The following is a 12997-nucleotide window of genomic DNA, read 5'->3' on the forward strand; positions in this document are numbered from 1 at the left end:
GTCGCGAATAAAGTCGCCCCCCGAAGAAAAACAGGTTTTTCGACGAAGGGGCCCCCAATGACTATCTCTCACTCGACCAAGATCCGCAGTGTAGGCGGAGCTTCAGCTCTGGCTATTTCAGCAGCTTTCGCAGTTCCGGCTATTGCCCAGAGCGCGACTGCTCCACTAGCGGCACCGCCTGCCGCGCCAACCGCTCCGACCCAGCCCGGCAATACCGAGCAGTGCGTCGAAGCCACTCCCGGCAACTTCGTTTGTGCGCCTGGGACAGATCCCGATGGCGTGGGCGAAGATCCGCTCGCAGGCGATCCGGCTGACCCGATCACCGTCACCGTCCAGGACGGCTCATTCGTGACCGGCTCGACCGGTTTCGCGAGCGGCGCTTCGGTTACCGGCGATATCGGCACGGTCGTCACCAATGACGGTTCCATCGTCGGCGGTGCCAATGGCGCGCTGATCCTGAACGACGATTCGACCTTCACAAACAATGGCTGGACTAGTTCCGACTTCACAGTCGGCATTCGCACCAACTCGAATGTCGACATTACCAACACCGGGACGATTTACGGCAATTCAAGCGTTGCGCTGATCTCCGGGTTCGACGGTACCACCCTGACCAATAGCGGCCTCATTCAGAACGATACCGGTCAAGTGCTGCGTGTGGGCGGCGATGGTCTCGCGACAACTACCGCAACCGTTATCAACGAGGTGACAGGCCAGATTTTCACCACGGCCGACAATTCGGACGTCCTTTCCTTCGGTGAACGGGCTACCATTACGAATGACGGGCTGATCCAGTCATTCGGCGACGGCAGCGACGTGATCGATGTGTCCGGCGTGCTCACGCTTACCAACAATGGAAATCTCGCTGCCAACGGTGACAATCTCGTTGTCGTTCGCTCGGGCGAGGGTTCAAGCATCACGAATAACGGGTTGATCCAGACGACGGGCGATGGCGCTCTCGCCATAGTGACCGGCGAAGGGAGCACCGTTGTCAACACTGGTACGATCGTATCGGACAACGCGTCGTTCAACGGCACGGTCGTGACCGGCGACAACAGCACGATCGACAATTCCGGCTCGATCACCGTCAACGGCGATTCTCAAGCGGCGGTGCTGACCAATTCGGGGTCGACCCTGAACAACGATGGTGCAATCGTGGCCGCAGGCAGCGACAACACTTTCGCGGTGCTCGGCAATGCTGGCGGCAGCGGTAGCGATATAACCATAAACAACGGCTCCTCAGGCACAATTTCCGCGGCCGGCGGAACTACCATCAGTAGCGCGATCTTCCTTGGTGGGACCGGCAATGTCGTCAACAATGACGGGGTCATCGATTCCACGGGTGACAGCACGCCAGCGATCACGATCGGGGCCGACGGCGCGATCAACAATACCGGTCTGATCGAGGCGACCGGCGCGGATTCGGACGCAATCGTTGCGAACGGCGCGATCGATCTCACCAATGACGGTGACATTGTCTCGGCCGACGCATCGGCGCTATCCGCAACGGGCATCGCCGGAGTATCGGTCGTGAACACTGGCACGATGAGCGGCCGGATCATCACGATTGTCGCGGGCGACGACCTGACCATCGACAATAGCGGCGTCATCGAGGCGACCGATACTGTCGCGATCTTCACGACTTCCGGACTGTCACTGGTCAACACCGGCGACATAACTTCCGATCGTCGCGCGATCCGCGCCACCGATGGCGCAACGATCGAGAATCGCGGTGGCAACATCATAGCTGGCACCAGCGAAGCGATCATCCTTGGCGGCGCCGGTACGGTCTTCAATGGTGCAGGAGGCCTCATCAGCGGCACCACGGCCCTGGACTTTACCTTCAGCGGCGAACTGCAGCAGGTCTTCAATGCAGGGACCATCGAAGGGACCGGCGGCACTGCGGCGCTGCTTGGCGGCGGAAATGACGCTGTCTGGGCCATAGACGGCGGCGATGCGATCGGCACTGTCGATGGCGGTGCGGGTGCCGACTCGCTCATCGTCATTGTGTCCAGCGATCAGGACACCACGTTCGACCTCTCGCTTTTCGGTACCCAGTATACCAACTTCGAGCGACTGGCTGCCGGTACGCAGAACTTTAATCAGTTCGATCAATCGGCCACTGCCGGGACCGGTACCCTTACGCTTGTCGGGCAGGCCGATACGGACCTTATCGTGCGCAATCGAGTAACCCTCGACGGCACGCTCGGAGGTACCGCTCGCCTGATCGCGATCAATAATCCGATGGGAGACCTCGCAAATCCGCTGAACTTCGTCGTTGGTGCGAACGGGCTTATCGATACGACCGGCGTGGTAGCGATCGAAACCTTCACTTCGGGCTACACGATCGATGTCGTGGGAACGGTTCAGTCCGATGCTTCGGATGCCATTTCCTCCAGCAATGGTGTGACGATCAACAACTCGGGGACCATTATCTCGACGTCCTCGGGCACGGGTCTCGACGCCGGCGTTCTCTTCACTGGCGGTACCGAAGCCAGCACCGTAACCAACGAGGCCGGCGGCGTGATCGAAGGCGACATCGCAGTATTCGCCGATATCACCGACACGGGCGATCAGCTGGTCGCCAACTTCGGCACCATCACTGGCCGAATTGGCGAGGCGGTTGTGCTCAACAACGGCGACGACGAGTACCAGCACTGGACCGGTGCCTTCACCGACGGCAATGTTCGCTTTGGTGCGGGCGACGATGTCTTCGTGCTCGAAGGTTCGCTTTCTACCATTAACGGCGTGGTCGCCGGTCAGGCAGGCAACGACACCGCGATCCTTGGCGGTATTCTCGATGCCGACAACCTCGTTCAGTTCGAGGCCAACGAGCTTGGAACGCTGTTCGACCTCAGGGTTTCGGGCGACCGCACGCTGACTGGCGAGACGACTTTTGTCGGCAATACCATCTTCGCGCTGGGCGTCGACACTCTCACCATCGATGGCAATGCGACGGCGGCGAGCGGATCGACCATCACGATCCTCACTCCGCTCGATGAGGCGCTTCTCGGCCAGACCGTAACCGTGTTTACAGAGACGGGGACTTTCACCGACAACGGTGTGACCATCGACATCATCGATGACGATCTGCTGCTCGATTACACACCGGTGCTTGGTTCACTGTCCGTCACCGTCAACGCGGTGAACCCGCTGGTCGGGTCGACCGATCCGAACCTCGCGCGCGTGGGTGCCGCCGTCCAGAATGCGGTCACATCCGGCACGCTGAGCTCGGCAAACCTCGATGCGCTCAACGCGCTTTCGCTCGATCAGTACCAGGCAGCGCTGCTCGACTCGCTGCCTTCGATCAGCGAGGGTCCGGGCCGCGAAATCTTCGAAACCTCCAGCGTGGCAAGCGACGCTCTCGAACGGCACCTCGCGGGCGAAGGCTCGGGCATCTGGGGCCAGTTCGTGGTGCGCGGAGCGGACCAGGATGCGCTGTCGCTCTCCTCGCCGGGTTACGAAGCCGATGAGCTCGTGTTCACGGTCGGAGGCGACTTCGCGGTGGGCGAGAACGCCAAGGTCGGTCTGCTCGCAAGCTACTCCGACATCGACATCGATGAGAAGCAGGCCAATTCGAGCGGCGAGAACCTCGAAGTCGAAAGCATCAAGCTCGGCGGGTATGTGGCTATCTCCCTGCTCGAGCGCGGCTTCTTCAATGCCGAGGTGGCTTACCTCACCGGCAACGTCGAAACTTCGCGGACGGGCTTGCTCGGTACGATCACTTCGGGCTTCGATTTCGACGGGATCACCGGCCGCGCGACGCTCGGTTACGATCTCCTGCCAGACGAGAATGTCTGGCTGACCCCGAGCATCGGGGTGAATGCCGCACGCCTCAATTTCGACGACGTAACCGAAGCAGGCGGTTTCGGCTTCACCATCGAACGTGGAGATGCCGAATTCATCGAACTGCGCGGCGGCGTTGAACTCGGTGGCCAGATCTCCGAGATGGTCGATGGCTTCATCAAGGGAACGGTAATCTACGACACGGTTGATACACCGCGTAGCTTCCGTCTCAGCTCCTCGCAGCTGAACACGTTCCAGTTGAACCTGCCGATGCGCGAGCAGAACCGGTTCGAACTCGCTGCCGGTCTGAATGTCGATGTTTCCGAGAACTTCGCCATCGGCGTTGGATACCTCGGCGACTTTAACGACGGCTACAACGTCCATGCAGGCCGCGCGACCCTGTCCATCGGCTTCTGAGCTTCGAGCCAATCCTAAAGTAAGGGCCGGCCACCTTAGCGGTGACCGGCCCTTTTCTTTGTGCTGGCGGGCTTGGTCAGCCTCGCGCCTTCATGATCGATTTGTTGCGCGCATCGACGAGCCGGAACGCTTTGAAAACGGGGAAGTGTTCATCGACGCGGCCTTCGTGGCCGAGCAGCCAAAGCTGCTGGTAGAACCAGTAGATGCCCGCAAAGCCGTTGATCGCCTTCATCATTTGCAGGCGCTTCAGAAAGCCAAGCCAGTCGGGGATGAGGTCGAGACCGTCTTCGTAGCGAGGGAGCGCTTCACGCCCTTCGAGCAGTTGCCGCGGTGCATCGGGCAGCACGCAGAGCGGCCTTCCCAGCCCGATGACGTCTGCCGCACCGATGTCGAGCGCCTGCTGGATTGCCGCGCGGGTGCGAAAGCCGCCTGTCACCATCAGCGGCACGCCCACTTCATCCTGCATGGCCTTGGCAAAATCGACGAAGTATGCTTCGCGAGCAGCGGTGGAGGGGGCGACGTTCTGCTTCTCCTCTGCCTCCATGCCCTCAACGCCCATGAGCTTTGGCTGTTCGTAGGTCCCGCCCGAGATTTCGATGAGGTCGACCGATGCCTCTTCGAGCCATTCGACCACCTGCAAGCTGTCTTCGAATGCGAAGCCGCCTTTCTGGAAGTCCGCGCTGTTGAGCTTAACCGAGATCGGGAATTGTGGGCCGACTGCCTCGCGTACCGCGCGCACGATTTCGAGCAGGAAGCGGGCGCGATTTTCGAGGCTTCCGCCATATTCATCATCCCGCCGGTTCACGCGCGGTGAGAGGAATTGCGAAACGAGGTAGCCATGCGCTGCGTGAACCTGCACTCCGGTAAAGCCTGCATCCATGCACGCCTTCGACGCGACTGCCCACCTGCGGACGAGGTCGGCGATTTCGTCTTTGGTCAACGGTGTCGGCTTGCCGAATTGCCCGCCGGGCAGGGAGAGCGCGACGTCCGATGAGGATTTCGGATGGGGATTGACCAGCTTCTGCGTCTGGCGCCCGCCATGGCTGATCTGCGCCCACAGGTGATTGCCACCGCGCGTGCCCGCCTCGGCCCAGCTTTTCAGCCGGGCGGCCATGTCTGCATCGGGTTCACGGTCAATAACGACATTGCCCGGGCGTTCGAGGTGATCCTTGTCGACGATGATATTGCCGGTCAGCAGCAGTCCCGCTCCGCCATCGGACCAGATGCCGTAAAGCCGCTCCAGTTCGGGGGTCGGCCTGCCATCCGGTGTCGCCATTCCCTCGGTCATCGCTGCTTTGGCGATGCGATTGGGCAATGTCGCGCCGCACGGCAGAGTAAGTGGGTCACCGAGCATGGATAAGCCTCCAATAAGTCGCTATTTGAAACCTTTCTAGGTTCGCGGCGCCAAACATTCAAGCTGCGCGCTTTGGCACTTCAGCCGCGCTTCAGCGTTGGGCGTGTAGGGGGGCTTTCCTGGAGACCCGCGTGATCTATATCGTGCTCAACCTGGTGCCTATCCTCGCGGCGACCGCTGCGGGCCTTCTCATCGGCATCATATGGCTGCGGCTTTCGCCGACACTTCTGCCGGGCGTGCAGACCCTGATCCTTGCGGGGATCGCCGAGTTCTGGCTCGCGTCGATACTGGCAGGCGCGCTGATCCTAGCGCCGCCGGAAGCTGGCGTCTGGGCGATGGCGCTGGGGAGCGCATTCGTGATCTGGATCGGTTTCGTGCTGCCGGTGTTGGCAGTCACATTTCACGTTTACAGGATGGCCAGATCATCGATGATCTCGGCGGCTGCTCACTGGCTGGTCGTGATGCTCGCTCAGGCTGGCATCATGCAAGCGATCGGGCTGGTCGCACCGCCGGGAGCGTAGAGGGTCAAGGCGATCAAGAATCCGCGTTGCCGCACAGGCCGATTTCGGACCGCAAGGCCGACCATCCGCCCGCATAGACGATGCGCTGCAATTGCAGCGATGGTGCCGGCTGCAGGAGTCGAACCCGCGACCTGATGATTACAAATCAACTGCTCTACCAACTGAGCTAAGCCGGCCCAATTCGTTTGGGAAGCGGTGCCCTAGGGCAAAGCCTCTTCGCTCTCAAGTGCCGAATTGGCCCTATAAGGGTTTCATCATGAGGAAGATTCGATTCTTGGCCGGTCTCTCTTGGCATTTGGTCGATCACTGCCAATGAGCACTTGCGCGTAGTCTATTCGCACGACAAAATTGCGCGCATCGAAGGGACGGGTAATGGACGACGATCTTCACAAGCAAATGGTGTTCGAGGCGAACCGCAAGTCGGTCGGTATCACCTATTTGCTGTGGTTTTTCCTCGGCTTCTTCGGTGCGCACCGGTTCTATGCCGGCTCGACAAAGACGGGCGTTGCCCAGCTCCTGCTCGCTCTTTCGATCGTAGGTTGGCTGGTCCTGATCCCTTGGTTACTGGTCGATCTTGTTCTCATCCCCGGCATGGTGCGCGAAGAGAATATGAAGACGATCAATACACTGACCTACGGCGACCCTGATGGTGCGCAGCCTGCGCGTCCACGTGTCCAGACCGAAGCCGATCGCAAGCGAGAGGCGATGCTCGAGGATTTGCGTGCCACGGGTTACAAGAAGCAGCACCGCGACAATTCCCACCTCTACCGCTGAGCGCTCTCAAAGCGCGCCGAAGGTCCAGCCCTCGGTATAGGCAATTTCGGCGGTGAGGGATCGCGGCTCCCATCTGCGTTTTTCGGATGCGACCTTGCGCAACCAGGCGGCTGTCAGCAGTGCGTCGGAGGAATGATCGTCGACTTCCCCGTAGCGATCGACAGGCGGGCAGCCGAGCACTTCGAGCGCGGCATTGAGATCGGCATAGGTGAGAAGCTTGGTGCGAGCCCCGAGCGCGGCGGTCTCTTTCGAGGCGAGACCGGTGTAGATCTCGACCAGCATTGATCCGCCCTTCCTGATGCGCCGATCGGGGATGGGATCGACCGGCCAGACAGGCAAATGCCCGCGCAGCATGTGGAGCATGCGCATCCCCGTGAGCGAGGATTTGCCGACCTGCGCGGCGCCGACGAGGTTGAAGTTCGAAACCGGACGGCATTTCTGCGCGCGCTGTGCCACCTCCGCCTCGCGAAACCGCCCTTCGCGAGTTGCCGCACCGGGCAACAGGAAGCGGTCGCCCATATGGTCCTTGCCATGCCGGAAATAGCGGGAGGCCTCGGGATGATCGACGAAACTGTTAGCGCCGAGGTGTTCGTCTTCCGAGCAGATCTCGTCGATCAGCGCCCAGAGCCGTTTGGCGCTCTTGGGGCTCCGGTCCCAGCCCGGGAAGAATGCACCAGCGTCGTTGAAAGGGAGGCTTATGCCGATATCGATGCCAACGAGTGAGTTGGCGGGAAGTTCATCGCGCAGGATTTCGAATACGTCGTTGCGCGAAAACCCGCCTTTGGGCGGCTCGACCAGAACCGGTCCGACATTCTCGCGTTCGGCAATGGCGATAGCGATGCCCTTATGCCTCTCGCCCTTAGCGCCCGACCAATCGATCGCGACGAAGTGGTCCCATTCACGCATTGGAGTTACGCTGCGCCCTGAGGTTGTTCCAATAGGTGATCCGCTCGCGCACCTTGCGCTCGAAACCGCGTTCTACCGGTTCGTAGAAGGTTTGCGGCTCCATCTCTTCAGGCCAGTAATCGTCTCCCGAAAAGCCCTCGTCCGCATCGTGATCGTAGGAATAGCCTTCGCCGTAGCCGATCTCCTTCATCAGCTTGGTCGGCGCGTTTAGGATGTTTGCGGGCGGCATCAGGCTGCCGGTTTCCTTCGCGCTGCGGAATGCGGCCTTTTGCGCAGCATAGGCTGCATTCGATTTGGGCGCGGTGGCGCAATAGAGACAGGCCTGGACGATGGCGAGCTCGCCTTCGGGACTGCCGAGAAATTCATAGGCATCCTTCGCCGCAAGGCACTGGGTGAGAGCCTGCGGATCGGCCAGCCCGATATCTTCCGAGGCAAAGCGGACAAGGCGGCGTAGAACGTAAAGCGGCTCCTCCCCGGCGGTGAGCATCCGCGCAAGGTAATAGAGCGCGGCCTGCGGATCGGATCCGCGCAAGGATTTGTGGAGCGCACTGATGAGGTTGTAATGCCCGTCGCGATCCTTGTCGTAGACCGCGACGCGGCGTTGCAGGAATGCGCCGAGCTCTGCCGGTCCCAGCGGCTCGGGAATGTGCGCGTTATAGAGCGTTTCGGCCTGTCCGAGCAGGAAGCGCCCGTCGCCATCCGCGCTCGCGATCAATGCGGCGCGCGCTTGTGCGGTCAGGGGGAGCGGTCCTTCAAGTTCCTCCGCGCGCACAAGCAACGCTTCGAGCGCGGCGTGATCGAGCCGCTCAAGGATCAGCACCTGCGCGCGGCTGAGGAGCGCTGCGTTGAGCGCGAAGCTGGGATTTTCGGTGGTTGCGCCCACCAAGGTCACCGTGCCGCGTTCGACAAAGGGGAGGAATCCGTCCTGCTGCGCGCGATTGAACCGGTGGATCTCGTCCACGAACAGGAGCGTGCGCTGGCCCGCCTCGGCCATCTTGTCGGCTTCGGCGAAAGCCTTCTTGAGGTCGGCAACGCCCGAGAACACCGCGCTGATCGAAACGAATCGCATGCCGACCTCGTCGGCGAGCAGGCGCGCGATGCTGGTCTTGCCGGTGCCGGGCGGTCCCCACAGGATCATGCTTGAAAGCTTGCCCGCCGCGACCATTCGCCCGATCGCACCTTCAGGGCCGGTTAGGTGGTCCTGCCCGATGACTTCGGCGAGGGCACGTGGCCGCAGACGGTCGGCAAGCGGCGCGTCATCGCGGGGCGAGTCCTTTCGCGCGGGCGGGGGATCGTCTGCAAACAGGTCGGCCATTCGTGGATCGAGATAGGCCGCTCGTCGGAAAAAGCCATGCTGCACTTGAAAAGATAGCTCCAAGATATATCTTAAGTACCATACGAACTATCTGGAGAGTAACGATGACATGGAGCAGGTATGGTCGCGGCGGCTGGAACAATCTCGGCCCGATGATCGCCATGATGGCGGCCTCTGCCGCGAGCGAGTGGGAAGATAATGAACGCCGCTCACGCCGCAATCGCAGCTGGCACGACGGTCAGAAGCGCCGCAAGCGACGTGGACGTATGTTCGGCAGCGGCGAACTGCGACTTGCGCTGCTTGCTCTCATCGAGAAGGAGCCGCGCCACGGCTACGAACTCATACGCGCGATCGAGGACATGACCGGCGGTGCCTATGCGCCGAGCCCCGGGGCGGTCTATCCGACGCTGCAAATGCTAGAGGAAGAAGGCCAGATCAAACCGGCCAAGGCGAAAGCGAAGGACGAAGACGGCGAGACGAGCGGCAAGAAGCCTTTCAAGGCCACCAAGTCCGGCAAGGCCGAACTCGAAGAGCGCGCCGACGAGGTCGAGGAACTGATGGGTCGTCTAGGCGAACATGGCGAACGCGCCGAGCGGGTGAAAGAAAAGTCGCCCGATCTCTTTCGCGCCATGGGCAACCTTGCGAACGTGCTGAAAAACCGCGCGAAAGCGGGTAAGCTCGACCAGAACACGATCAACGAAATCGTCGACATCATCGATGAGGTCGCAAAGCGGATCGAACGGCTCTAGGGTTTGCAGGCCTCCGCAGGTGGCAAGGCACTCAACGAACGCTATCCGTGGCTGATCGTTAACGGGTTTGCCGAAGCGCGTCTGTGCGCGTAATTCTCCCAATGACCGGGTCGCATCGGTTTGGGGGAGGAAAACAATGAATGATCTGTCGCGCACGAAAGCGCCGTGGCACCTTTGGGTCGTCGGCGTTGTCACGCTGCTGTGGAATGCCATCGGCGGGTGGAGTTACACCTCTACCCAAACCGGAAATCTCGAAGGACTGGGAATGTCGGATGAGGCGATTGCCTATGTCTCGAACTTCCCGGCCTGGGCTGACGCTTTGTGGGCGCTCGGCGTATGGGGAGCCGTGCTCGGCTCGGTTCTGCTTTTGCTGCGCTCGCGCTTTGCGGTCCACGCCATCGCGGTTTCGATCGTCGGCCTTGTCGGGACGACGCTCTACCAGCGGGTCCTTTCCGAGCTTCCGGCAGACATGCAGGGCCTCGTGCTCCCGATCACGATCTGGGCAACGACCCTGTTCATGATGTGGTACGCACTGCGGATGAAATCCGAGGGAGTGCTGAAGTAAGCCTCAGGCGGAGGCGGCTTCGGCGGCTTCCGCCTCCTGCAAGGCGCGGCGGTGTTCGATCAGCCGGATATATGTATCGGCGACGACCTGGTTGATCGCTTCCCACGAATATTCGCGGCTGCGCGCTTCTCCTGCCGCGCCGTGCGACATGCGCAGAGCAGGATCGGTGCAATAGGGCGCGATAGCCTCGGCGAAGCGTTCGGCGTTTTCGTGCTTGTCCTTGCTCGGCGGGACGAGCCTGCCGGTGACCCCGTCATCCACAAGGCTCGCGGCACCGGTCGCTCCGGCCGCCACAACGGGAAGCCCGCAAGCCATCGCTTCGAGCGTCACGTTGCCAAACGTCTCGGTGATAGAGGGGTTGAAGAAGATGTCCCCGCTGGCAAGTGCCCGGCCGAGATCCGCGCCGGTCTTGAAGCCTGCGAAAATCCCTCCCGGAAGATTGTCCTGAAACCAGCCGCGCGCAGGGCCGTCTCCAATCACCAGCACCTTGTGCGGAACCTGACGCTTCCTGAGCTGGACAATTGTTTCTGCGAACACGTCCAATCCCTTTTCCATCACGAGCCTGCCGAGGAAGACCACCGCAACATCGTCATCTTCCAGCCCTAGCGAGCGCCGCCATTCCGGATCGCGCTTTTCCGACGAGAAGATCGTGCGATCGACCCCGCGGCTCCACAGCGTGATGTCGTCGTGAAACTCCATCTCCAGCAGCTCTTCGATCATGCTGTCCGACGGCGCTACGAGCGCATCGCAGCGATTGTAGAACCGCTTCAGGAGCTTCACGACCAGCGGCTCCATAAAGGCGAGGTTGTAATAGCGCGGATAGGTTTCGAACCGCGTGTGAACCGAGGCGAGCACGGGGATGTCGTGATCCTGTGCCCAACGCAGGGCGGCATGGCTGGCCGGATCGGGAGAGGACAGGTGCACGATATTCGGCTGGAACCTCTCGAGGTCGCGCTTAACCTTCCGGCCCAGACCGATCGCGAGGCGGTATTCGCCGCGACCGAACGGGACGCCAACGGAAGGCACGCTGATCATGTCACCCGTCGGCTCGAAAGCAGGCTTTTCGACCGTGGGCGAGTAAACGCGAACGGCTGCGCCCATGCCGAGCAGCGAACCGACAAGACGGTTCAACGCCTGGTTCGCGCCGTCACGCGTGTAGTTGTAGTTGCCGCTGAATAGCGCGATGCGAAGATCGGATGTTTCCATATCGCCGGCACGTTTAGGCGAGTGAAGCGTTCTTGGCGAGAGTGTGTTCCGTTGCAGTTTCATCGTTGCACGAGAGCAATCCACCGAAGCCGCGCGATTTCAGATTGACTCTTTGACGCGCAACTTTAGTGCGGCCCGTGGGCCACGCGGTCCCAACGCCGCGCGAGCTCTCTGCAAGGAGAGAATACATGACTGAATATGCACGCGGGCTCTTGCACGAGCCACCGCTCAAGCCTGAGCGTCCTCAATTTTCCTCCGGTCCCACGGTGAAATTCCCGGGCTGGTCCCTCAACAAGCTGAAGACCGAATCGCTCGGTCGTTCGCACCGCTCGGCGGTTGGCAAGTCGCGCCTCAAATACGCAATCGATTTGTCGAGAGAGCTGCTTGGCATTCCCGAGGATTATCTCGTCGGCATCATGCCGGCGTCCGACACAGGCGCGCTCGAATGCGCGATGTGGACGATGCTCGATCCCGCGCGCCCGGCAACGGTGGCAGCTTGGGAAAGCTTCGGCAATGTCTGGATCCAGGACGCGGTGAAGCAGCTCAAGCTGCCCAACCTTCAGACGCTGAGCGCCGATTACGGCGAGATTCCAGACCTTGCGACGATCCCGCAGCGCAACGATGTCGTCTTCACCTGGAACGGCACCACCAGCGGCGCGATGATCCCGAATACCGACTGGCTCGAGCCGGGCCGTGAGGGCGTGACGATCAACGATGCAACCAGCGCGATCTTTGCGCAGGAGATGGATTGGCCCAAGCTCGATGCCACGACCTATTCGTGGCAGAAGGTGATGGGGTCGGAAGCGCAGCATGGAATGCTGATCCTTTCCCCCAAGGCGGTCGAGCGGATCGAAAACTACGACCCCGCATGGCCGCTGCCCAAGCTCTTCCGCCTCAAGAAAGGCGACAAGATCAATCGGGGTATCTTCGAGGGCGCAACGATCAACACCCCCTCGCTGCTCGCGACCGAGGACTACATCGCCGCGCTCGAGTGGGCCCAGTCGATCGGGGGCAGGCAGGCGCTCTTTGAGCGGGCCGACAGAAACGCAAAACTGGTGAAAGACTGGATCGAGGCGAAGCCGTGGCTGCGCAACATGGTTTCCGATCCGGCGAAACGCACCAATACCGGCGTGTGCATGGTCTTTCAGGGAGACTGGTACGAGAGCCTGTCGCCGGACGATCAGGCCGCTGTGCCGAAAAAGATCGTCAAGCTGCTCGAAGAGCGCAATGCCGGTTACGACTTCAACGGCTATCGCGACGCACCGCCCTCCTTGCGCATCTGGTGCGGCGGCACGGTCGAAGCAGAGGATATCGAACGCCTCTTGCCATGGATCGAATGGGCATACGAAACGGTCAAGGACAACACGTAGGCCGTCGTCCAATTTTGCGTCACCCCGGCCGCCG

Annotated in this window: 10 protein-coding genes and 1 tRNA gene; 6 read left to right on the forward strand and 5 right to left on the reverse strand. The window is 61.1% G+C overall.

The window, feature by feature from the left end; translation table 11 throughout:
• Window positions 1-57: 57 nt before the first annotated feature.
• The gene (locus FIU90_RS05990) at window positions 58-4203 is read left to right on the forward strand and encodes an autotransporter domain-containing protein (protein ID WP_172970194.1); all 4146 of its coding nucleotides are present in this window, start codon (window positions 58-60) and stop codon (window positions 4201-4203) included.
• Between the two features lie 76 nt (window positions 4204-4279).
• On the opposite strand, the gene FIU90_RS05995 is transcribed toward FIU90_RS05990, so the two are convergent.
• Complete coding sequence (locus tag FIU90_RS05995; RefSeq protein WP_152433956.1) at window positions 4280-5557, reverse strand: NADH:flavin oxidoreductase/NADH oxidase family protein; 1278 nt, start codon at window positions 5555-5557, stop codon at window positions 4280-4282.
• Between the two features lie 131 nt (window positions 5558-5688).
• Between FIU90_RS05995 and FIU90_RS06000 the strand changes: the two genes are divergently transcribed.
• Window positions 5689-6078: a hypothetical protein gene (locus tag FIU90_RS06000; RefSeq protein ID WP_152433957.1), complete on the forward strand. Its 390-nt coding sequence runs from the start codon at window positions 5689-5691 to the stop codon at window positions 6076-6078.
• Between the two features lie 100 nt (window positions 6079-6178).
• On the opposite strand, the gene FIU90_RS06005 is transcribed toward FIU90_RS06000, so the two are convergent.
• Window positions 6179-6254, reverse strand: a tRNA-Thr gene (locus FIU90_RS06005).
• Between the two features lie 196 nt (window positions 6255-6450).
• Here FIU90_RS06005 and FIU90_RS06010 point away from each other — a divergent pair.
• Complete coding sequence (locus FIU90_RS06010; protein WP_152433958.1) at window positions 6451-6852, forward strand: TM2 domain-containing protein; 402 nt, start codon at window positions 6451-6453, stop codon at window positions 6850-6852.
• Between the two features lie 6 nt (window positions 6853-6858).
• On the opposite strand, the gene FIU90_RS06015 is transcribed toward FIU90_RS06010, so the two are convergent.
• Together FIU90_RS06015 and FIU90_RS06020 are read right to left on the reverse strand one after the other, a co-directional pair.
• The gene (locus tag FIU90_RS06015) at window positions 6859-7758 is read right to left on the reverse strand and encodes a hypothetical protein (RefSeq protein ID WP_152433959.1); all 900 of its coding nucleotides are present in this window, start codon (window positions 7756-7758) and stop codon (window positions 6859-6861) included.
• A complete protein-coding gene (locus FIU90_RS06020) occupies window positions 7751-9073 on the reverse strand; it encodes a replication-associated recombination protein A (RefSeq protein ID WP_152433960.1) in 1323 nt (440 codons plus the stop codon). The genes FIU90_RS06015 and FIU90_RS06020 overlap by 8 nt, the downstream gene beginning before the upstream one ends.
• A gap of 104 nt (window positions 9074-9177) precedes the next feature.
• Between FIU90_RS06020 and FIU90_RS06025 the strand changes: the two genes are divergently transcribed.
• Together FIU90_RS06025 and FIU90_RS06030 are read left to right on the forward strand one after the other, a co-directional pair.
• On the forward strand, window positions 9178-9822 hold the full coding sequence (locus FIU90_RS06025) for a PadR family transcriptional regulator (RefSeq protein ID WP_234029647.1): 645 nt from the start codon (window positions 9178-9180) through the stop codon (window positions 9820-9822).
• A gap of 136 nt (window positions 9823-9958) precedes the next feature.
• Window positions 9959-10387, forward strand: coding sequence for a hypothetical protein (locus tag FIU90_RS06030; protein ID WP_152433961.1), 429 nt, complete (start codon window positions 9959-9961; stop codon window positions 10385-10387).
• A gap of 3 nt (window positions 10388-10390) precedes the next feature.
• On the opposite strand, the gene FIU90_RS06035 is transcribed toward FIU90_RS06030, so the two are convergent.
• A complete protein-coding gene (locus tag FIU90_RS06035) occupies window positions 10391-11593 on the reverse strand; it encodes a glycosyltransferase family 1 protein (protein WP_152433962.1) in 1203 nt (400 codons plus the stop codon).
• 188 nt (window positions 11594-11781) lie between these two features.
• On the opposite strand from FIU90_RS06035, the gene FIU90_RS06040 reads away from it, so the two are divergent.
• Window positions 11782-12963: a phosphoserine transaminase gene (locus tag FIU90_RS06040; RefSeq protein WP_152433963.1), complete on the forward strand. Its 1182-nt coding sequence runs from the start codon at window positions 11782-11784 to the stop codon at window positions 12961-12963.
• The last annotated feature ends 34 nt before the right edge of the window (window positions 12964-12997 follow it).

Source organism: Erythrobacter sp. THAF29 (genome assembly GCF_009363635.1).
GTDB lineage: Bacteria > Pseudomonadota > Alphaproteobacteria > Sphingomonadales > Sphingomonadaceae > Erythrobacter.